We start from the raw sequence: 21487 nt of genomic DNA, 5'->3' as shown, positions 1-21487 counted from the left end.
AGACTTGGCGACGCTGCTGATCACACCATGGTGCGACAGGGCGTGCCGCCTTAGCTCAGTTGGCCAGAGCAACGCACTCGTAATGCGTAGGTCTCGGGTTCGAATCCCGAAGGCGGCTCTGTAGAAGCCTCAGGACTCACTCGCCGTGACCTGGGGCTTTTGCTTTTCCTCGATCAGTTCGTGGTCTACACCACACGCCTGATTCGGCTCCGAATCGGCTCATGGGGGCCAGATGGGGGCCCGCGCACGTAATGCGTAGGTCTCGGGTTCGAATCCCGAAAGCGGATGCGAGAAAAGCCAGGCCAGACACCCTCTGACCTGGCCTTTTCTCATTTACTTGATCGGCTTCTGGTCCAAACTGCTTGCCGATTGGGCCCTGAGGCGGCCCGGTGGGCTCAATCTGGGGCCCACGTGGGCCTCCGTCCGTCCGCCTTCAGGTCCTTATTTTTCGTCTTCTTTCCGGCCTTCTGGCTTTCTGCTGCCCGGTACGTGGTGATGGGGTACAAGGGGCCGAGGCCGTTGCGGCGTGCATCTCAGGCAGCACCGCCTTGTACGTGTCGGTCGTCATCCGCATCGATGCGAGCATCGCCTGCACGGTCGTGAGCGTGATGTCGACGGCCAGCGCCGGACTCTCCGCCTCATCGGCGGCAGGCCGGACAGCTCTACCAGCGTGGTCGGAGCAGAACTATGGGTACGTTTTGCGGTTCGATGACGGGCGCGGTGCTCCAGGCGGCGCGCGTTGTCGGAGACGATCCAGGGAAGACGCCCTGAGCGTGGCGGGCGCGAAGGCCGCGCATCTTAAGTACGCCGAGGCGGGGGACCAGGTACAGCTCGATGGCGCGGCCGTACTCGTGGACGGTGGTCCTCTTCAGCTCGGTCTTCTTCCTGTGCCAGCTCAGCAGGAACTCCACCACGGTCTCATCCGACCGGACGTTCACTCCGGCCGTGGAGGGCTCTTGATCCACAGACGGCAGAATCGGCAGACCAACCGCACTATCCCAGGGGGACGTACGTGATGCAGGAACTACGCTTTGACGATCTGCGATTCGCCGTGAGCACCGACAACGATCAGGTGTGGCTGCACCGGGGACTCGGCGGCCATGAGCTGCGTGTCCAGCTCAACGTCGTGGCGACGCCATTTAAGGAGGCCGGACAGATCCTTGCTTTGGAGGCCGGCCTGGTCGGCTTCGGGACCGCCTCCGGACCCCGATCCATGCTGGCACGCACGACCTTGAACCTGGCCTACACGCAGGCCGTGACCGTGCACCGGGTCCAGCTGTCCTTCCTGTTGACGTCCCTGCAGCTGCACGCGATCGAGGCGGGCAGGGGCAGCGACATGCGCTTCGAACTCGACCTCAACGCCACGCTGCCGCAGGCCGTCGGCTACCCCGCCTGCGCGCCGGAGACCTTGGGCATCACCATCGCCAAGAGCCGGTGGGAGGAACAGATCGCCGCCCTCGGCCCGTCCTCCGCGTTCGAGATGGCAGTCCCATTTCCCCTTGCTGACGAGCCGCGCGCCGAGATCGGCCGAACCCTGCGCGAGGCACAGCGTCTGATCACGGTCGGCGAGATCCGAGCGAGCATCCTGGAAGTGCGCCGCGCACTGGAATGGATCCAGCAGAACGCGGGGTGGGACAACCCGGGGACGAAGAAGGCCGCCGAACAGTGCAGTCAGAGCGAACGATGGTGGCGGATCCAGGCGGCGCTGTACAGCCAGACCAGCGGAGCAATGCACAACGACGCGATCACCCGCGACTTCCAATACAGCCGGGTGGAGGCCGAGACGCTGCTCGCCATGACGTCGGCACTGCTGCGCAATGTGTCCTGATGCCGCCTCGGTTCCTGTAACCCGACCCCGAGGTCACCGAGCTCTGCAAGGAGCTCGGAATCTCCTGGCAGACCCTCTATCGGCACGTCCCGGTGGACAGCCGTGCGTGACACCCCATCAGGGGGCTCTCGCCGACCCCGGGACGGTGGGTGAAATGCACCCCTCTCCGATTGGCGACAGGCGTCGTCGGGACTGTTTGGTCCCGACAGATCTCACGTTCGGCTCGGGTCCTGGCGATGATCGGCCGTGAGTGCACGCAGTAGCCGATCGGCAAGGGCATCGAAGGAGCGGCTGCGTCAGTGCATACGGAAGTGCCGTCCCGTTTCAGGGCGAGGTCAGCACTTCAGATTCAGTGCTCTCGACGCTCTGCATCCCAAGGCGTGCGGCCCGTCATTGTGCGGGCTACGAGCGTCTTCCACGTCGTAGATCAGCGGCTGGGTGATCAGGCCGAGGCATTCGGTGAGCTGACTTCGTGCCTGGAACTCGGCACCGACCGGCAGCCGGCCGGCCGAGGCGAACCGGAGGACGTCCAAGGCGTCTGGTCAGTCATGGTCAATGAGGCTTCGTACTGGCCCCGGCCGGGTGTGGCCTGAACGCGCCTTACGACGTTTCGGGTGTGATGAACTCCAGCGCGTTGCTGTTGAAGCGGCCCCCGCAGGCCGGACACTCTGCCGGAGCGCATCCGGGCCGGGCACCTCCGTGCCGTGCTGCCGGGGCGCGAACGGTCCGCTGCCCGAGGGGCGGCCGGCGGGCCGCGGAGTAGCCTGGACGTGTACGGCTCCCGGTGAGCCGGTTCTTTCGGCCTGCGCATCGAAGGGGGCCGCTACCGTATGGACACCCTGGTCACTGTCGTGGTCGTCCTCGTGATGATCGCGATCGCAGCGTTCGTCATCCATCAGCTCAATGCCCGCCATCGGCATCAGCATCTGCGTCCGGCGCACTACGAACACGGGCTGGCCGGGTTCGGGGACGAACCGGCTTCGGGACACTCTTCCCGGCTTGCCACGGAGCCCGGCGCGGGTGGACAACGGCAAGACGGAGGAGCTGATTCCGGGACAGCCTCCGGTTCCGGTTCCGGTTCGGATCCCGGCCCGAGTTCCGGTTCGGAGTCGGGTTCCGGAGGGTGATCACTTCGCGTCCGAGTAGCGCTCCACCACCGCCGTCGTGAATGGAAACCGCACCGGCGTCTCACCGAAGACGGTCCGCCCGGCCAGCTCACCGGCCGCCCGGATCGCCTCCACGACCGCCTCGGCCTCCTCCCGCGGGCAGTGCACGATCACCTCGTCATGCTGGAAGAAGACCAGCTCGGCCCGGAGACCGGCGGAGCCGATCGCCCGGCGCAGAGCGGCCAGCAGCAGCAGAGCCCAGTCCGCGGCGCTGCCCTGCACCACGAAGTTGCGGGTGAAGCGGCCCCGCGCCCGGGCGTTCGACGAGGCGTAACCAGGGGTGAACTCGCCATCGGCGAAAGGCTTGTCCGTGCTCTCCTGGCTCTCCTGCGGAATGCCGGCCTCGTCGTCGTCCCCGCTCCCGGCGGCGGGCGGACTGGTCCGGCCCAGCCACGTCCGTACGAGACGGCCCTCCTCGCCCGCCTTCGCCGCGTCGTCGACATAGGCCACGGCCAGGGGAAATCTTCGGCGCAGGGCGGCCAGGTTCTTCAGGCCGTCGCCCGACGTCTGGCCGTAGACCGCGCCCAAGAGGGCGAGCTTGGCGTGTTCCCGGTCGCCTTGGAAGGCCTGGTCCGACAGTGCCGTATAGAGGTCGCCGTCATGGCCGGCCACCTCCATCAGGCCGCGGTCGCGGGAGATCGCGGCCAGGACCCTGGGCTCCATCTGGTCGGCGTCCGCGACGACGAGGCGCCAGCCCTCGTCGGCGACGACCGCCTGCCGTATCACCTTGGGGATCTGCAGCGCCCCTCCGCCGTTGGTCGTCCAGCGGCCGCTGACGGTGCCGCCGGGCTGGTACTCGGGGCGGAAGCGGCCGTCGCGCACCCAGTCCTGGAGCCAGCTCCAGCCGTGCGCCGTCCAGATCCGGTACAGCTTCTTGTACTGGATGAGGGGTTCCACCGCCGGATGGTCCAGCTCCTCCAGCTCCCAGCGCCGGGTGGACTTCACCTTGATACCGGCCTGCGCGAACGCCTTCACCACGTCGGCGGGGAGGTCGGGGCGGACCCGTCGGCCGAAGGCGGCCGACACCTCGTCGGCGAGCACGGCCAGCCTGCGGGGTTCGCCGCCGCCCGCGTAGCGCTCGCCGAGCAGTTCGTGGAGCACTGCCCGGTGTACGTCCGCGCGCCAGGGGAGACCGGACCGGTTCATCTCGGCGGCGACCATCATGCCGGCCGATTCGACGGCCGTCAGCAGGCGCATCCGGCCCGGGTGCGCCGTGGCGTCGTGGCGGCGGAGCTGCGCGGCGTACACGTGGAGCAAGTCGTCGAACGGCAGGCCCGTGCCGGACTGCGGCTCGAAGAGGGAGGACTGCGAGCCGGGCTCGGCCGAGCGGGGCGGGGGGTCGGGGGGCACGGGGGCGTTGCGCAGGCGGGCGTGGGCGGCGGCTGCGGAGCGGGGTTCGCCGAGACGGCCCTCGTGGGCGAGGAGAAGGGATTCGGCGACCTCGATGTCGTAACAGCGGGCCACGGGGACGCCGGCGGCGAGCAGGCGCGGGTAGATCTCGGCGGTGGACCGCCAGACCCAGCGTGTGACGTCCGGGCGGGAGCGGACGGCCTCCACGAGGTCGGGTTCGGTCAGGACCGGGGCGGTGGGCAGGCCGGTGGGATCCAGCGGGGCGAGGCGGGCGCCGCCGGTCTCCGTGGTGGCCAGAGCCCAACGTTCGGTCATGTCGTCGAGTCTGGCACCCGGCACTGACAGCGGCCGGGAGACGGGCGCGGGGTGGGGTGGGTCGCTGCGGGGGCTTCACCCCGCCCCGCGCCCGGGAGGGCCGGAGGGCCGAGCACGCCGGGCGGGCCGGAGGCGGGACGTCAGGACGCGGCGTCCGTCGTCCAGGTGCCCAGGGAGATCTCGGCGGTGATGCCGGGACCGAAGCCGGCCATCAGGCCGCGGTGGCCGTCCAGGGCCGATGCCTCGTCGAACATGCGGCCGAGGGCGTCGAGCACCACCGCACTGGCGATGTTGCCGTACTCGGTGAGCGTGGCCCGGCTGAAGCGGAACGCTTCGGGCGGCACGTCGAGGAAGCGGCTCAGGTCGTCCAGGATGCGCGGGCCGCCCGCGTGGATGATGTAGAAGTCCAGCTTGCTGGCGTTCCAGTGGTACTCCTCCGCGACGGCGTTCAGCACCGGAGCGAGGGGCTCCATGGTTCCGGGCACCCGCTTGTCGAGCTGGAAGTGGAACCCGGTGGAGCGGACCGCGTAGGAGATCCAGTCCTCGGTGTCCGGGATGACGAACGAGCCGTTGCGTTCCAGACGGACACCGGTGCCACCCCTGCCCCGGAGTACGACGGCGGCTATGCCGTCGCCGAACAGGCCGTTGGACAGCAGGGATCCGACGCTCAGGTCGGTGGGCTGGTAACAGAGCGAGCAGAACTCGCAGGCGACGACCAGCACGTTCGCCTCGGGGTACGCCGTGCAGAAGTCATGGGCCCGGTTGACGGCGGCGCCGCCCGCGGCACAGCCGAGTTGGGCGATCGGCAGCTGTCGGGTCTCCGGGCGGAAGCCCATCGCGCCGATGAGCCACGCGGTCGGCGGCGGCATCATGAAGCCGGTGCAGGAGACGTAGACGATCAAGTCGATCTGCTGCGGCTCCAGTTCGGCCGAGTCGAGTGCCCGGCGTATCACCGCCGGCACCCGGGCCTTGGTGTGTTCCTCGTACGTGACGCTGCGGGCGTCGAAGCCCGGGTGCTGAAGCACCTTGTCGATAGGCTGGATCAGGTGCCGTTTCTGCACCCCGGTATGTTCGATCAAGCGAAGGACCAGGTCGATCTGCGGATGGTCGCCATGCAACCTTTGAGCCAGCTCGAGAGTTTCCTCGTTGGTGATGACGTACTCGGGAACCTCGATTGCCGGCTTGCAGAGAACCGCCATGGAATTCCTCCTAGCGGACTTGGTCCACACGGCCGGGCCCGGAGCGGTCACGGGGTATGAACCGACGCGGGAGTGGCCACCACTGTTCCGTCACGCGCGGTGACGCGCGGGACAGAGCTCTGGTGGATTCCTGCACCGGGTTCGATACCCCTGGCACGGGCGCGGACGGGCCGACCGTCGAAGATTGAGTTCTAGCCGTTCGTGGCGGATGCTGATCCGCCACGGCTGGGTGGCCGTCGGGGATCACGCTACGGCAGAAGAATCAGGGCCGCACGTCGAGCGGATGTCCGCCGTACCGCGGACGGATCGGCGCGCATGTCCCAGCGGATCGGTGCGGATTCCGAGCCGACGTGACGACGTACCAAGAGGAGTGTAAGAGGGGTGCAACAGGAAGCAATAAGGGTGTAAAAGCGGCGCAAGAGGGCGCCCGGTGCCCGGGATGGACCCGGGTTGCCGGGCGCCCTGCTGTGACGCATCATCGATGACAGTCACGAGCCGTACGGTCCGCACGGTCCCTGCGCGGATGCGTGGTACACCCTGTCACCAGGTGACGGGCAGTTCGAGGGGATAGCGCCAGATCGACGTCTTGTTCCACCGCACTTCCTCGGCCGGTGTCGCCAGCTTCAGAGCGGGGAAGCGCTTCAGCAGGGTTCCGATGGCGGCCTGGAGTTCCGTGGCGGCGAGCGGCGCGCCGAGACAGTGGTGGCCGCCCCAGCCGAACGTCATGTGGGACGGATTCTCGCGCTTCAGATCCAGCTCGTCGGGCCGGTCGAACTTCCGGGGGTCGCGGTTGGCCGTCAGATAGGAGACGTGCACGATGTCCCCCTCCCGGATCAGCACCCCGCTCAGCTCCACGTCCTCCAGGGCGACCCGGGGGATGCCGACGCCCTTGCGGAACGGGATGAAGCGCAGCAGTTCCTCCATGGCCTGCGGGAGCATGTCGGGGTGCTCGCGCAGCATGGCGAGCTCGTTGGGCCTGGTGAGCAGCGTGTAGGCGATGTTGCCGATCTCGTACGTGGTGGTGTCCTGGCCGGTGATGAGCAGGACCATGGCCATCACGGTCAATTCCTGGTCGCCCAGGATCTCGTCCCCGTCGCGCGCCGTGGCCAGCGCGCTGATCAGGTCGTCGCCCGGGTTCGCGCGCCGCTCGGCCGTCAATTTCTGGAAGTAGGCACGGAGATCGGCCTTGGCATGTACCGCGGCGTCCTTGTTCTCGACGGTGGTGTCCATCATGGTCCGGGCATGGGCACGCAGTTGTGCGCGGTCGGCCTCGGGAATGTCGAGGACCTCGCAGATGGTGGTCAGAGGCAGCGGGGCCGCCAGGTGCTCGAAGAGATCGGCGGGGGAACCGTGCTCCTCCATGCGGTCCAGCAGTTCGTCCACGACATGCTGGGTACGCACCTTCATGCGCTCCATGTGACGCGGCGCGAACCCCTTGGAGATCAGGCTGCGCAGCCGGCTGCTGCCCGGCGGGTCCATCACGTTGATCGCTTCGTCCTGAACGATCGGTTCAGGGGTCATGCGCGGGAAGTTCCGGCCGATGATGGCGCTCCGGCTGAAGCGCCGGTCGGTGGTCACCGTGCGAACGTCGTCGTAGCCGGTAACGAGCCACGCCTCGCCGTCGCCGTGCGGCAGCCGGATGCGGGAGACGGGTTCTTCGGTCATCAAGTGCCTGAGCACCGGGTCGAATTCGAGGGCCTCGGCATAGTCGAACGGGCAGTGCCGTGCGGCGGCGACCGGTTCCATACGGAGCTCCAGAGGGGGATCTGACGGGCGGTTCGAGGAAGGTGCTGGCTGGACGGGACATGGGTGCCCGGTCACCCGCACGGGCACGCGCCACTTCGGGCCGATTGGTCCATATGCAGAACGGAATCGGCGGCCGGCGTCGCTGGACCGGCGCAAATCGGTCCGGCGACCCCGTGCGGCCGGTGCGGCGCGTTCGCCGGGGTCGGCGTGAGCGGCCGGTCTCAGCCGGACGGTACGACGTCGGTGGCGTCCACCGCGGGGCGCACCGCGCGGGCGAGCTCGACGCCGTCGCCCACGGCCCAGAAGTGGGTGAAGAACAGGCGGGGGTCGTCCGCCAGGTGGTGGTTGTGCAGCTCGACGAGCTTGATCCCGCCGCGCCGCAATGCCTTCAGTACGTTCTGGACCTCACCGGCGAGCATGGCGCAGTCACCGCTGAGCGCGGCCCGGCCGCCGCCCAGCGGCTGGAAGTTGAGCGCGCTGGTCGATCCCAGGCCGGGGGGCAGGATCAGATGCCCGTCCGCGATGGTCTCGCGGCGGACGAAGATGACCTTGTACAGCCCGTCATCGGCGGAACCCTTCGCGCCGAGCGCCGCCTCCATCCCGGCGATGTCCAGGTCGACCGGGACCGGAGGGCCGGGCGGCTGGGCGGGCGGGGTCCCGGTGCGGTCGAATCCGGCGCGCAGGCCGCGGGCCAGGGCCGCCGCGTCGTGGCCGTGGGCGTGGACGTGGATCCACCAGATGTCGGGGATCTGGGCGAGCAGGTGCTTGTGCAGCGCGGTCTGCTCGATTCCCTGCGCCTGCCAGGCGTCGGTCACCTGCTGCAATTCGTGCTCGGTGACCACCACGTCGCCCATCAGCATCGTGCTGCCGTCGGCGTAGCGGACGAAGGCCACATGCGTGCCCAGCGCGAGCGCCGGTGTGACGACGACGCCGTCGGACACCACGTGGAGGTCCCGCCGGGGGAAACTCGTGTGGTACGTCGTTCCGCGCAGCATGTTGCCGGTGCGGCCCAGCGCCTTCGCGACGGCCGCCCAGTCCGCCAGGCCGGTCGGCGCCGGCTTGACCCGCCTGCGGCGCCCCGGCCCGGGCATTCCGGCGGGCAGGGTGCACGCGGTGGCCGGCCCCGCGGCGGCCAGCACCGGTGTGAGTGCGGCCGCCGCCAGTACGCGTCGCCGCGATGTGATCGCCCGTGCCTGCGTGTCCTGCTGTCGGTCTCCAGTCATCACTTGATCGCCTCCATGGCGAGATGAAACCATGTGAAACCTGGGTAAAAGGATGAAAGTGGATATGCCGTCAGCGGGTGGGGCCGTATGGACCAATCACGTTGTCGAACCGGTCCCGTACGGTCCGGCCGGGCCTCTCGCCGACCGCTCGGCGTCGGTGGTTCAGTGCACCGGCGTCGAGAGGCACCGCACCGCTCCCGGCAGCAGCGCCGCCCCCACCGCGACCACCGCGCACACCCCGGCCGCACCGCCCACCAGCGGCCACTGCACCGACACCGTCACCGGTGCGGAGAGCGAGGCCAGCGCGGCGCCGAGGCCCGCCAGGTTCACCGCGGTCGCGGCCAGTCCGAGCAGCGCCCCGATCGCCACCGCGAACAGGGTCTCCCCGGCCACCACGGCCAGTACCCGGGACCGGGTGGCGCCGGCCAGCCGGAGCGCGTTCAGCTCCGAGGACAGTACGGACCCCGCCATCAGCAGCACACGGTGGGCGCGACAGCCCGGGTGTGGCTCGGCAACGGGCGGCCGGCCGAGCTGCGGATCGCGGCGGTGCTGGCGCTCGGGCAGCCGGACCAGCCGGGCCAACGGGCGTACCAGCAGTGGCGTGAGGAGGGTGGCGGCCGTGATCAGGACCATCGGCTGAGTGGTGTACGTCTTCCGCTTCAGCAGCGCGGACGGGTCGGTGACGAGGGACTTCGCCATCAGGAACGCGGCCCCCGCGAGCAGGGCGAAGCCCAGCAGCCGACGGGCCGGCGGCAGCACGCCCGTATCGACGTCGGCCTCGCGCAGCGCTTCGGCCGGGCCGATCCGGCCCGCCCGCCGCGACGCCGCCCAGACCCCCGTGAATGCCACGACGAGACCGGTCCAGAAGGCGGCGTGGAGCGGCCAGGCGACCGGCCGGACGGTGAACCAGGACGGTGCCATCCCCTCGTCGACCGGCAGCCCGGCCAGCAGTGGCGCACCCCGCAGGCCCAGCGCGCACCCCGCGGCGGAGGCGAGCGTGCCGACCACGGCGGCCTCGGTCAGCAGGAGCCGCCGGAGCCGGCCCGGTGTGGCGCCCGCCGTGCGCAGCAGCCCGAACTCGCGTCGGCGCGGTGCCACCGCGAAGGCGAAGGCCGACGTGACGACGAAGACCGCGACGAAGGCGGTGACGCCGCCCGCCGTGCCGAGCCGGGCGTTCACGGTGACCAGCCCCTCGGCGTCCCGCGCCGTCGCCGGGTCGGCGCGCCGGCGGTCGTCCCCGGTGAGGACCAGGGCGCGGTCGCCGACGACACGGCGCACCTCGGCGGCGGGCGCGTCCACACCCACGGCGTCCGGGCCGCCGCGCGCGCTGTTCCCGTCGTCCCGCGTCACCGGACCGAGCGCCCGGAGGGTACGCAGGAGTTCGATATCCACAGGGTGTGGATGAATGAGTCTGTGACTGACCCGGTCCGTGGACGGCCCGCGCCGCACCTCCACGGTCAGGGTGTCGTCGCCCATCACCACCACCGGCGCGAGCGCGACGAAGGGTGCCGATGAGGATGGTCCAGCGGGTACGCAGGGTGGCCAGAGCGACGGTCAGCACGGCGTGCCTTCCGCGTGGCCGGCGATGTCCGTGTGGTCGGTGACGTCCGCGTGGCCTGAGTGACCGAGGACGTCCGTGTCCGTGTGGCCCGAGTGACCGACAAGACCTGCGCGACCCGCGTGACCTGCGATGTCCGCGTCCGTGTCCGTGTCCGCAGTCGTCCGGTGGGCTCCTGCGGCGCCTTCGGAAGATCTCGTATACCCCGTATACCCCTTGCGCACCGTGCATCCCTTAAGCCCTGCACACCGCGTCGCCATCCAGGCCGCGATCCGCTCGGCCGACAGCCCGGTCAGGTCGTCCGCCACCTGCCCGTCGACCAGGAAGACCACCCGGTCCGCATACGCCGCGGCCACTGGGTCATGGGTGACCATCACGACTGTCTGCCCCTCCCGGTCCACCAGCTCCCGCAGCATCACCAGCACCTCCTGGCTTGTCGCGGTGTCCAGCGCACCGGTCGGTTCGTCGCCGAAGAGCACCGCGGGCCGGGTGATCAGGGCCCGGGCCAGGGCCACCCGCTGCTGCTGGCCGCCCGACATCTCGGCGGGCCGGTGCCCTGCCCGGTCGGATGCCGGCGAGAGCTTCGGCCTCGCCGTAGGCGCGGCGTACGGAGCGAAGCCGTACGGCGTCGGTGGCGCTCGCGGCCCCCCGCAGGCTCGGAGAACGCGGCGGGACGCGGCGGCGGCAGGGGACGCGGATGCGGCGGCGGGCGCATGCGGGGAAGTCATGTCCTCGAATGTCATGTTCCCGATCGAACCGTTTCCGCGCCCCACGCTCACGACCACTAGGCCCCGTACCCGGGGTGGGGCCAGCCCTACCCCGGCCCACTGTCCTGCCTACCCTGACCTCATGGAACCGGTGATCGACCAGGCATTCTCGGCAGCCCTCTACTCGGACGGCGACGCCGGTCTCGACGCCGGAGCCTCCCTCCTGGCCGCCGACCCGACGGCCGACGCGGAACTCGTCCGGCGCGGCGAGGAGTTCGTCCGCCGGGCCTGGGCGCGCGGCTGGCAGCCCGCCGATGTCGTACGCATCGTCCGCCGCGACCTCGACGAGACCGCGGCCGGCCTTGTCGCCGGGCTGATCGCCTCGGAGACGGGGCGGTACGCATCGCTGCCGCCCCGCTGGCGGTCGCAGCTCGACGGTCTCCGCGTCGCGCCGCCCCGGAACCGGCCGGACCGCTTCTCCTACGCCTCCGCCCTCCTCGGCCTGTACCGGCTGCTGCTTCGGCTCCCCGCCATCGAACCGGTCGGTCCGCCGCCCGGCACCTCCCCGCACGGGCTCCACCTGCCGCCCGCGCACGACGAACCGCGGATGCTGACCCGGATCCGCGCCCTGCTCGCCAAAGCGGAGGCGACCGGTTTCCCGGAAGAGGCAGAGGCCCTCACCACCAAGGCGCAAGAGCTGATGGCCCGGCACTCCATCGACGAGGCCCTGCTCGCCGCCCGTACCCACAGCAAGGAGGCGCCGGGCGCGTGCCGGATCGGGGTCGACGCGCCGTACGAGACGGCGAAGGCGATCCTGCTCGACGCGGTCGCCGCCGCGAACCGCTGCCGGGCGGTGTGGAACAGCGACCTCGGCTTCTCCACGGTGGTCGGCTTCGAGCCGGACCTGGACGCCGTGGAACTGCTGTACACCTCCCTGTTGGTCCAGGGCACGGCGGCGATGACGAAGGCGGAGGCGGGCCAGCGGGCCGACGGGCGCAAGCGGACCAAGACGTTCCGGCAGTCGTTCCTGATGGCGTACGCCCAGCGCCTGGGCAGCCGGCTCGCCGCCAACACCGCCCGTGTCACCGCCGAGGCCGATACCGAGGCCGGGGGCGGGAGCGGCGCCGGACCGGCCGGGTCCGGCAGCCCTCGACTGCTCCCGGTGCTCGCGGCCCGCGACATGGCCGTCACGGACACCGCCGAGCGGATGTTCCCCGAAACCACGACCACGCGCGTCCGGGGCGCCACCGACCTCGACGGATGGACCCATGGAACGGCCGCTGCGGACCGGGCGAGGACGGGTGGTACCGGGCCGGAGATCCCCGGCAGGCGCGGGAAATGGTAGAAACATCGAAAGCCTTGAAATTACCGCAACTCGGGCTTATCGGTGATTCCGGCTAGGCTCTGGGCATGAGCTGGCTCCGGGCGCTGAAGGAGACGGCCCGCTCGGGGCTGAGAATCGAGCGACGGCGTCTCGAACCGCTCATCGCCATCCGCGGTGCGGCCGGGCTCGCCCTCGTCATCGGGATCAGCCTCGCGTTCTTCGGGCCCGTCGTCGCCGCGAGCTCCGCGTTCGGCGCCTTCCAGGCGGCCATCGCCACGTTCCAGCGCAGTTGGCGCCCCCGGCCCGTCCTCGCCCTGGTCTCCGGGGCGAGTCTCGCCGTATCCACCTTCCTCGGCTATCTGACCGGCTCCCGCATGCCGTTGTTCCTGGCTCTGCTGGTGCTCTGGACGTTCCTCGCGGGCCTGGCCTGGGCGGCGGGGCCGACGGGCGGCATCATCGCGTCGTCCAACGTGGCGATCATGCTGGTGACGGTCACCCTGCCCACCTCCGTCGCGAACTCGGCCGTGCACGCCGGGATGATCCTGTTCGGCGGTGTGGTGCAGGCGGTGCTGATCGTCCTGTTCCCGGTACGGCGATGGGGTGCCCAGCGCGACGCCCTCGCCCACGCCCTGGCCGCGGAGGCGGACTACGCCCGGCGGCTGCGCCACGACCCGCTCGCCGCCTTCGACCCGGTGCCGCTGATGACGGCCCGCAGCGCGGCCGCCGTCACCCCGCGTCAGGCCCGCCGCCGGCCGGCCGAACTGCGTGGCTCGCGCGGCGTCGCCGAGCGGATCAGGCCGGTACTCGCCTCGCTCGCGGACCCGGCGATGGGCGTTCCGTCCGAAGGCCCGGAGCGGGACCGGGTCCGCGAGCTGCTCGCGGCCGCCGGATCCGTGCTCGACTCGGCGGCCCGTGCGATCCGCAACGGCGATCCGGTGCAGCTCTCCCCGGCCGCCGTCGCGGTGCTGCGGACCCCCGACACCGGCACCCTCCTCACCGGCCCGTCCCACCGCGCCGCCGACCGGCTCGGCGCGCTGCTCTCCGACGTCATCGAGACGGCCGAGGGCGAGGGGACGAAGGAGGAACAGGCCGAGGCCGAGGCGGCGGCGGAGGCCATCAAGACCACCGGGGAGGAACCGCCCGCCGTCCCGCACCGCCGCAGGCCCACCCTCCCGCGGATGATCCCCGTCGTCATGAAGGCGATGTACGCCGAACTGCGCCCCGGTTCACCGATCCTGCGGCACGCCGTCCGGGTGTCCGTCGTCGCGGCCGTCGGCTATCTCATCGGCACCGCGCTGCCGTTCGGCCACGGCTACTGGGCGCCCATGGCGGCGGTGATGGTGATGCGGCCGGAGTTCTCCCAGACGTACGGGCGTTCCGTGGCCCGCTTCGGCGGCACGATCGTCGGCGTCTCGCTCGCCACCGCGATCGTCCAGACCACCCACCCCGGTGTGACCCTGGCCGCGATGCTCTCCGTGCTCTGCGCCCTGCTGATGTATCTGCTGATGCGCACCGGGTACGTGGTCGGGCAGGCCTGCGTCTCGGCGTATGTCGTCTTCCTGCTCGGCATGGCGGGCGACAACTGGTCGCAGACCGTGTTCGAACGCGTCGTCCTCACCCTCGTCGGCGGCCTCCTCGCGATGATCTCGTACGCCGCTTACCCGGCCTGGGAGACCCCGCGGCTTCGCGGCAGGCTCGGCGACTGGCTGAAGGCGGACGGGAGGTACGCCGCCTCGGTCGTCGATCAGTACGCCGACCCGGCCGAGCGCGGCCAAGACGACGTGCGTTCCGCGCTGCTCCACACCCGCGAGGCCCGTGTCGCCTGGCAGGAGGCGCTGGCCACCGCCCAGCACGAACCGGTGCGCAACCGCGGCCTCTCCCGCGCCGCAGCCGACGACACCCAGCACGCCCTCGCGCAGTTCGGCCGGGTCGCGATGTTGCTGGAGGCCCACCTCCCGTGCGGCGGCGCCACCCCCGTACCGGCCGCCGCGCGTCTGGCCGAGGCGCTGCGCCGGGACACCGAACAGGGCGCGAAGGAGGTGCGGGAGCGGCGCGTACCGGACTGGGCGGAGGTGCGGGAGGCGCTGGCGCAGTGGGATGCGCGACAGCAGACGGGCGCGGAGGAGGCGGCCCCGTTCGTACGGAACGGGGTCGGCCTCCTTCTCGAAGCCCTGGACGAATTCTCCCGCGGCCTGGACGGCACGCCGAAACCGAAACCAAAACCGAAACAGAAGCCGGATCCGAAACAGAAGCCAGATCCGAAGCCGAAGCCGGGTCCGAAGCCGGGTCCGAACCCGAACCCGAACCCGAACCCGAACTCGAACCCGAACCCGAACCCTCCCGCGAACCAGGCGAATTGAGGATCGAGAGACGAAAGGCGGCGCAGTCGGCCGTCAGGAGGCCGGCAGATCCGGCAGCCCCGACGGGAGCGCGCCCGGGGCGGTCTTGGCCAGGGTGTCCTTCGTGCCGCCGTCCCAGGACACGACGACGGTCTTGCCGTCGTTGGACTCGATGGCTCCGGTCGTGCGCCGGGTGTCGCCGTCGGCGCACTTCAGCGTCAGCATCACCTTGCCCGTGTCCTGCACGGTGCCGGTGCAGGCCTGCTGCTCGGTGACGAGCACGGCCTTACCGGATGCGACGGAAATGATCACCGTCTTGCCGTCGGTCTTCCCGGCCCAACCGCCTTCCAGCGCCGCGGTACCGGCCCCGGAATCGCCGCCCCCACCGCTGCTGCTGCTGCCGCCGCTGGCGCCGGGAGCCTGGCTGGACTTCGCGGCGTCGGCACCCTTGCCCGAGTCGCTCTTCTCGCTGTCACTGCTGCAGCCGGTCAGTGCGGCGGCGGTGACGATTCCGGCGACGATCACGACGCCGGTTCGCAGGACTTCGCGCATGTGGAATTCCCCCTGGTCGATGAAAGACCGCGCCAAGCTACCAGCGCGCGGCTCCGGGATGGAGGGCCCGACCCGGGGTAGACGCGGCGAGGTGGAGCCGAACAGACAACCCGTACGTCTATCTCTGCGTCCACAGCTGTAATCGCAGAGCTGTAATCACGAGAACACCCCGCGTGCACGTGCATTCGCTCATGCATCTGCTCATGCAGGGATATTTGAACAGAGCTATGATCCGAGACAGTTGACACTTGCACCTTGCAACTCGGGGAGCGTCCTGTGCACCACGTGTACAACGGCATGGCGGCCACAGAGCTTCGCGGAGTCGTCTGGCAGAAGAGCAGACACAGCAACTCCCAGGGATCCTGCGTGGAGTTCGCGAAACTGCCCGGCGGGGATGTGGCGATGCGGAATTCGCGCCACCCCGACGGGCCGGCCCTGGTCTATACGCCGGCCGAGATAGAGGCGTTGTTGCTCGGGGTGAAGGACGGGGAGTTCGACCACCTCATAGCGGGCGGCTGACCGCATCCCACGGGCCGGTATCCGGCGACCGGCCGGCCCATTGCCCGCCGCCCATCGCCCGCTGCCCGCCGCTCACCGTCGGGCCGCGCGGATCACACGGTGTCGGACAGCCGGAACAGTGCCCAGACCACCTTGCCGCGCGGTGCCGCCACGCTGTCCGGGCCCTCCGTCCCCATGACGGGGGTGGGGTGCCAGCCCCAGGAGTCGCTGAAGGACTCCACCAGGAAGAGGCCCCGGCCCGACTCCGCGGAGTCGGGAGCCTCGGAGGCGATGGGGCTCTTGTGGCTGGGGTCGCGCACGGCGCACACCAGGCGCGAGCTCCAGCGCATCAAGTGCAGCCGTACGGGCGGTATCTGAGGATCCGGCGCCAAGTCGGCGGGCAAGGCGTGCCGCAGGGCGTTGGTGACGAGTTCGGAGACGACGAGTGCGACATCGTCGAAACGCTCGTCCAGATCCCATCCGTTCAGCGTCGTCCTGGTGAACCGCCGTGCCCCGCCCACGGCTTCGTACTGGGCGGGCAGTGTGCAGGTCGCCGATCCGGAGACGGCCGAGGTATCGATGGGGGGAAGCCCCTGCCGTAACGGCTCGAGCATCGTCGATCCATTCGTCCCCATGCGAGGCACTCCCGGGATTCGCGGCTGTATCGGCACTACGGGTACAGCGGCACAACACGAACGAGCACGCAGGTGCGCGAGGGCCATGGTTCCGAATGCGCAGGGCAGATGCAAGGGCAGATGCACGTGCACGCGCCGGACCTGTCCGAACCCGTGCCGGTTCTTGGTCATTTCTTCCTGCGGGTGTTTTCGTCGCTTTGCGGGAGTCTTCTCATTTCCGTAATCGAACGAGTACGGGCTGAAGCGTTTTGATGGCAGAATCCGGCACTTGGGGTTCAGGGGGAGCCCCGGTGTCCAGGAAGCGATGGGGAGGACCGGACCAGTGGCGGCAGGCGAGTCGAGTGGATCTGTGGTGCGGCGCATCCTGCTGGGCTCGCAGCTCAGGCGGCTGCGCGACTCACGCGGTATCACCCGTGAGGCGGCCGGCTACTCCATCCGGGCTTCCGAATCGAAGATCAGCCGCATGGAGTTGGGACGGGTGAGCTTCAAGGCCAGGGACGTCGAGGACCTGCTTACGCTCTACGGTGTCACGGACGACGCGGAGCGCGACGCCCTGCTCGGCCTCGCCCGCGAGGCCAATGTGGCGGGCTGGTGGCACAGTTACGGAGATGTACTGCCCGGATGGTTCCAGACGTACATCGGCCTGGAGGGTGCGGCATCGCTCATCCGGGTGTACGAAGTCCAGTTCGTACACGGCCTGTTGCAGACCGAGTCCTACGCGCACGCGGTCGTCACCCGGGGCATGGGTGACGCACCCGCCGCCGAGATCGACCGCCGTGTGGCGCTGCGGCTGGAGCGGCAGAAGGCCCTCGTCTCCGAACGTTCACCCCAATTCCACGCCGTGCTGGACGAGGCGGCGCTGCGCCGGCCGTACGGCGACCGGGACGTCATGCGTGGGCAACTGCGGCATCTGATCGAGATGTCCGAGCAGCCCAACATCACTCTTCAAGTGATGCCCTTCAGTTTCGGCGGGCATGCCGGCGAGAGCGGTTCTTTTGCGATGCTCCGATTCCCGGAATCCGATCTGTCGGACATTGTCTACTTGGAACAGCTGACAAGTGCGCTCTATCTGGACAAGGCCGAAGAAGTCGCTCAGTACGAAAAGGCCATGAAGCGACTTCACCAGGACAGCCCTGGCCCGGAGGAGAGCCGTGATCTGCTCCGCGGTCTGCTCCAACTGACGTGATTCATCAGTACGATGACGGCTCGACGGGAGTCTGCACCTGAGTTAAGGGATCGCATGTCCTTCTTCTACGAGCTGGCCGACCAGTACATCGACGGTGAGTGGCGGACCGGAACCGGCTCGTGGGACATCATCGATTTCAATCCCTACAACGGGGAGAAACTCGCCGCGATCACCATCGCGACCGAGCAGGAGGTCGACCTGGCCTACCGCGCCGCCGAACGCGCCCAGCGGTCCTGGGCCACCACCGGCCCGTACCAACGCCGTGGTGTTCTGGAACGGGCCCTGCGCATCACCGAGGAACTGCACGACGGCATCGTCGAGGCGATCGTCGATGAACTGGGCGGCACCCGCCTCAAGGCGGAGTACGAGGTCCGGGTCGCCAAGGAATTCCTGCGCGACGCGATCCATCGGGCGCTGCTTCCCGTGGGCCGCGTCCTGCCCTCCGCGGTGGACGGCAAGGAGAACCGCGTCCAACGGCAGCCCGTCGGCGTCATAGGGGTGATAAGCCCCTTCAACTTCCCCTTCCTGGTGACGATGAAGTCGGTCGCACCGGCCCTCGCGCTCGGCAACGCGGTCGTCATCAAGCCCAACCAGAACGCCCCGGTCGTCGGCGGCGGACTGATCGCCAAGATCTTCGAGGACGCCGGGCTGCCCGCCGGACTCCTCAACATCGTGATCACCGATGTCGCGGAAATAGGGGACGCTTTCATCGAGCATCCCGTACCCAAGGTGATCTCCTTCGCGGGCACGGACCGGGTGGGCCGTCACGTCGGCGCGACGGCGGCCGGGCAATTCAAGCGGACAGTCCTCGAACTCAGCGGCAACAGCGCCCTGGTGGTGCTGGAGGACGCGGACATCGACTACGCGGTCGACGCGGCCGTCTTCAGCCGCTTCGTGTACCAGGGGCAGGTCTGCATGGCTGCCAACCGCATCCTGGTGGACCGCCGTGTGGAACGGGAGTTCACCGAGAAGTTCACCGCCAGGGTGGCCGCGCTGAAGACCGGCGACCCGCGCGACCCGGAGACCCAGATCGGCCCGGTCATCAACACCTTCCAGGCCGACGCCCTGACCGCCCTGGTCGACCAGGCGCTCGCCGAGGGGGCCACCGCGCTCGTACGGGGCCGGACCCGCGGCAACCTCGTGGAGCCGACCGTGCTCACCGGGCTCCCCGAGGGCTCCCCGCTGCTGTCCCAGGAGATATTCGGCCCGGTGGCGCTGCTGGTGCCGTTCGACGGCGAGGACGAAGCAGTACGGATCGCCAACGCCACCCCGTACGGGCTGAGCGGCGCCGTGCACACCCGTGGCGTCGAACGCGGAGTGCGGTTCGCGCGGCGCGTCGTCAGCGGGATGTTTCACGTCAACGACTCCACCGTCCAGGACGATCCGCTGGTGGCCTTCGGCGGCGAGAAGTCCTCCGGGATCGGCCGGCTGAACGGCGAGGCGACCGTGGGCGCCTTCACCACCCAGAAGTGGATCTCCATCCAGCACGGCCGGAGCGCGTTCCCCTTCTGACCTGACGCCTCCGCTGCGGGGTCTGCCGGAGTCGAGGACGGAAGCTGACCGCAAGGGTCCGTAACGTGGTCGGTGTCAGGAGAAATCGGCCCGGACACAAGGGCGGACACCATGGTCACTCGCGTTCCCGCGGAAGCCACCGGCGACGAGCGCGGCGCGTTCCTCTCCTTCGTCGAGGCGCAGCGCGGCGCAATCCGGCGCTCGCTCATCGGTCTGACCGAGGAACAGGCGGCGAGCCGGCCCAGCGCCAGTGAGCTCTCGCTCTCCGGGCTGCTCAAGCATGTCTCCGAGACCGAGCTGAACTGGCTGCGGATGGCCCAGCAGCAGCCGAACGAGGCCGCCCGCACCGAGGAGACCTGGGCGGACAGCTTCCGGCGCGTCGGCGACGAGACCGTGGGGCAGATGCTGGAGTTCTGGGACGGCGTCGCGGCCGAGGTCGAGAAGTTCATCCGCTCGGTGCCCGGCCTGGACGACACCTTCCCGCTGCCCGAAGCGCCCTGGTTCCCGAAGGAGGGGCGGGTGTCGATGCGCTGGCTGCTGCTCCATCTCGTCGAGGAGCACGCCCGGCGCGCCGGGCACGCCGACACCATCAGGGAGTCCCTGGACGGCCGCACCGCGTTCGAGCTGGTCGCCGAGGCGGCCCGCTACGCTGATCAAAGTTGAATAGAAAGGGTGCGTGACATGTCCGCGATCCGGCTGCTGGTCCTCTGCGCCGTGCGCCAGCACGGCCGGGCGCACGGCTATCAGGTCCGCAACGACCTGGAGTACTGGGGCGCCCACGAGTGGTCCAACGCCAAACCCGGATCGATCTACCACGCGCTGAAACAGATGGCGAAGCAGGGGCTGCTGGTCGCCCACGAGACCGCCCCGAGCCCGGCGGGCGGCCCGCCCCGTACCGAGTACGAGATCACCGGGCGCGGCAACGAGGAGTACTTCACGCTGCTGCGCGCGGCGCTGACCTCGTACGACCAGAAGCTGGACGTGCTCTCCGCGGGCCTCGGCGGCATCGTCGACCTGGAGCGGGCCGAGGTGATCCTGCTGCTCAAGAAGCGGGTGGCCGGTCTGGCGGCCTGGCGGGCCTCGGTCACCGACTACTACACGCCGGAGGCCGGGCCCGAATCGCTCGGCCACATCGGCGAGATCATGAACATGTGGGTCCACACGGCGGACGCCGGGGCGCAGTGGACGCGCGGGCTGATCGCCCGTATCGAGGGCGGCGCTTACACCTTCGCGGGGGAGGGTGAACCCTTCGTCGGTGTGCTCGCCGATGGGCAGGAGAACCCGTACGCGACGGGTGTCCCGGATCCCGGCGACGACGAGTAATCAAGTTTGAGGAATAGGGGCGGAGTGGTTACCTTCGAGTCCGCTAGTCAAGTTTGACTACGGGAGGATGTGGCGATTTTGACCGACGCGATCGTTGTCGAAGGTGTGCACAAGCGGTACGGGGAGAAGCGCGCCCTGGACGGTCTGGACCTCAGGGTCGCCCGCGCCACCGTCCACGCCGTGCTCGGCCCGAACGGTGCGGGCAAGACCACTGCCGTACGCATCCTGTCGACGCTGCTGCGGCACGACGAGGGCCGCGCCGAGGTGGCGGGTTTCGACGTACGGGACCGGGCCCGCGAGGTCCGGCGCCGCATCGGGCTGCTCGGGCAGCACGCGGCGGTCGACGAGGAGCTCGGCGGCCGGCAGAACCTGGAGATGTTCGGCCGGCTGTACCACTTGGGCGCACGCCGCGCGGGTGTCCGGGCGGACGAACTGCTGGCCCGCTTCGGGCTCGCGGACACCGGCCGGAAACCGGTCAAGCAGTACAGCGGCGGCATGCGGCGACGGCTCGACCTGGCCGCCTCGCTGATCACCGACCCGGAGGTGCTCTTCCTGGACGAGCCCACCACCGGACTCGACCCGCGCGGCCGGGCCGAGGTGTGGGCGGCGGTGCGGTCACTGGTGGGCGGCGGCACGACCGTCCTGCTGACCACGCAGTATCTGGAGGAGGCCGATCAGCTCGCGGACCGGATCTCGGTGATCGACGCGGGACGGGTGGCCGCCGAGGGGACGCCCGACGCGCTGAAGGCGATGGTGGCCGGGGACCGCATCGATGTCGTCGTCCGGGACGGGGCCCAACTGGCGGCCGCGGCCCGCCTGCTGGGCGACGGCGCGGTGGTCGACACGGACCGGCGGCGGATCGGGGCACCGGCCCCGGACCGGATGGCGACCCTGACCCGGACCGTACGGGCGCTGGAGGAGGCGGGCATCGAGGCGGAGGACATCGCGGTGCGGCGTCCGACGCTGGACGAGGTCTTCCTCGCGCTGACCGACCGGCAGCCGGAGTCCGCGGAGGTGCCGGCGTGA

At 69.8% G+C, this 21487-nt stretch carries 17 protein-coding genes, 1 tRNA gene and 1 pseudogene; 10 read left to right on the top strand and 9 right to left on the bottom strand.

Annotated elements, in window-relative coordinates:
• Positions 1-44: 44 nt before the first annotated feature.
• Positions 45-118: transfer RNA gene (locus OG936_RS15440), tRNA-Thr, on the top strand.
• A gap of 544 nt (positions 119-662) precedes the next feature.
• Here OG936_RS15440 and OG936_RS15435 read toward each other — a convergent pair.
• Complete coding sequence (locus tag OG936_RS15435) at positions 663-965, bottom strand: hypothetical protein (protein ID WP_406495340.1); 303 nt, start codon at positions 963-965, stop codon at positions 663-665.
• An 86-nt stretch (positions 966-1051) separates the two neighbouring features.
• On the opposite strand from OG936_RS15435, the gene OG936_RS15430 reads away from it, so the two are divergent.
• Complete coding sequence (locus tag OG936_RS15430) at positions 1052-1828, top strand: hypothetical protein (RefSeq protein WP_406495338.1); 777 nt, start codon at positions 1052-1054, stop codon at positions 1826-1828.
• Positions 1829-2955: 1127 nt separating this feature from the next.
• On the opposite strand, the gene OG936_RS15425 is transcribed toward OG936_RS15430, so the two are convergent.
• From OG936_RS15425 to OG936_RS15400, 6 genes and pseudogenes are all read right to left on the bottom strand, one after another.
• Complete coding sequence (locus tag OG936_RS15425; protein ID WP_406495337.1) at positions 2956-4659, bottom strand: bifunctional 3'-5' exonuclease/DNA polymerase; 1704 nt, start codon at positions 4657-4659, stop codon at positions 2956-2958.
• 140 nt (positions 4660-4799) lie between these two features.
• Positions 4800-5858 (bottom strand): type III polyketide synthase, encoded by a 1059-nt coding sequence (locus OG936_RS15420; RefSeq protein ID WP_383757221.1) that lies wholly within the window; start codon positions 5856-5858, stop codon positions 4800-4802.
• A 540-nt stretch (positions 5859-6398) separates the two neighbouring features.
• The gene (locus OG936_RS15415; protein WP_406495335.1) at positions 6399-7604 is read right to left on the bottom strand and encodes a cytochrome P450; all 1206 of its coding nucleotides are present in this window, start codon (positions 7602-7604) and stop codon (positions 6399-6401) included.
• A gap of 221 nt (positions 7605-7825) precedes the next feature.
• A complete protein-coding gene (locus OG936_RS15410; protein WP_406495334.1) occupies positions 7826-8827 on the bottom strand; it encodes a DUF1259 domain-containing protein in 1002 nt (333 codons plus the stop codon).
• 162 nt (positions 8828-8989) lie between these two features.
• Positions 8990-10388: pseudogene (locus tag OG936_RS15405) on the bottom strand (ABC transporter permease).
• Positions 10382-11113, bottom strand: a complete 732-nt coding sequence (locus OG936_RS15400; protein ID WP_406495333.1) for an ABC transporter ATP-binding protein — start codon at positions 11111-11113, stop codon at positions 10382-10384. The pseudogene OG936_RS15405 and the gene OG936_RS15400 overlap by 7 nt, the downstream one beginning before the upstream one ends.
• A 121-nt stretch (positions 11114-11234) precedes the next feature.
• Between OG936_RS15400 and OG936_RS15395 the strand changes: the two genes are divergently transcribed.
• Positions 11235-12437 carry a DUF2786 domain-containing protein gene (locus tag OG936_RS15395; RefSeq protein ID WP_406495332.1) on the top strand — a complete coding sequence of 401 codons (1203 nt, stop codon included), beginning with the start codon at positions 11235-11237 and terminating at the stop codon, positions 12435-12437.
• Positions 12438-12502: 65 nt separating this feature from the next.
• A complete protein-coding gene (locus OG936_RS15390; RefSeq protein ID WP_406495330.1) occupies positions 12503-14776 on the top strand; it encodes an FUSC family protein in 2274 nt (757 codons plus the stop codon).
• Between the two features lie 33 nt (positions 14777-14809).
• Here OG936_RS15390 and OG936_RS15385 read toward each other — a convergent pair whose 3' ends face one another.
• On the bottom strand, positions 14810-15307 hold the full coding sequence (locus tag OG936_RS15385; RefSeq protein WP_406495329.1) for a hypothetical protein: 498 nt from the start codon (positions 15305-15307) through the stop codon (positions 14810-14812).
• A 276-nt stretch (positions 15308-15583) separates the two neighbouring features.
• Between OG936_RS15385 and OG936_RS15380 the strand changes: the two genes are divergently transcribed.
• Positions 15584-15826, top strand: a complete 243-nt coding sequence (locus OG936_RS15380) for a DUF397 domain-containing protein (protein ID WP_266746995.1) — start codon at positions 15584-15586, stop codon at positions 15824-15826.
• A gap of 92 nt (positions 15827-15918) precedes the next feature.
• Here OG936_RS15380 and OG936_RS15375 read toward each other — a convergent pair whose 3' ends face one another.
• Complete coding sequence (locus OG936_RS15375) at positions 15919-16419, bottom strand: ATP-binding protein (protein ID WP_383757204.1); 501 nt, start codon at positions 16417-16419, stop codon at positions 15919-15921.
• Positions 16420-16744: 325 nt separating this feature from the next.
• On the opposite strand from OG936_RS15375, the gene OG936_RS15370 reads away from it, so the two are divergent.
• The 5 genes from OG936_RS15370 to OG936_RS15350 all read left to right on the top strand — a co-directional run bounded on the left by OG936_RS15370 (position 16745) and on the right by OG936_RS15350 (position 21487).
• Entirely contained in the window at positions 16745-17626 is an 882-nt protein-coding gene (locus tag OG936_RS15370) for a helix-turn-helix domain-containing protein (RefSeq protein ID WP_406500464.1), read from the top strand.
• 54 nt (positions 17627-17680) lie between these two features.
• The gene (locus OG936_RS15365) at positions 17681-19138 is read left to right on the top strand and encodes an aldehyde dehydrogenase family protein (protein ID WP_406495328.1); all 1458 of its coding nucleotides are present in this window, start codon (positions 17681-17683) and stop codon (positions 19136-19138) included.
• Between the two features lie 111 nt (positions 19139-19249).
• Positions 19250-19801: a DinB family protein gene (locus tag OG936_RS15360; RefSeq protein WP_406495326.1), complete on the top strand. Its 552-nt coding sequence runs from the start codon at positions 19250-19252 to the stop codon at positions 19799-19801.
• A gap of 18 nt (positions 19802-19819) precedes the next feature.
• The gene (locus OG936_RS15355) at positions 19820-20461 is read left to right on the top strand and encodes a PadR family transcriptional regulator (RefSeq protein ID WP_406495324.1); all 642 of its coding nucleotides are present in this window, start codon (positions 19820-19822) and stop codon (positions 20459-20461) included.
• 78 nt (positions 20462-20539) lie between these two features.
• Positions 20540-21487 (top strand): ATP-binding cassette domain-containing protein, encoded by a 948-nt coding sequence (locus OG936_RS15350; RefSeq protein WP_406495323.1) that lies wholly within the window; start codon positions 20540-20542, stop codon positions 21485-21487.

It is taken from the genome of Streptomyces sp. NBC_00846, from assembly GCF_045207325.1.
Lineage (GTDB): Bacteria > Actinomycetota > Actinomycetes > Streptomycetales > Streptomycetaceae > Streptomyces.
This window is presented reverse-complemented; position numbering and strand designations above follow the sequence as displayed.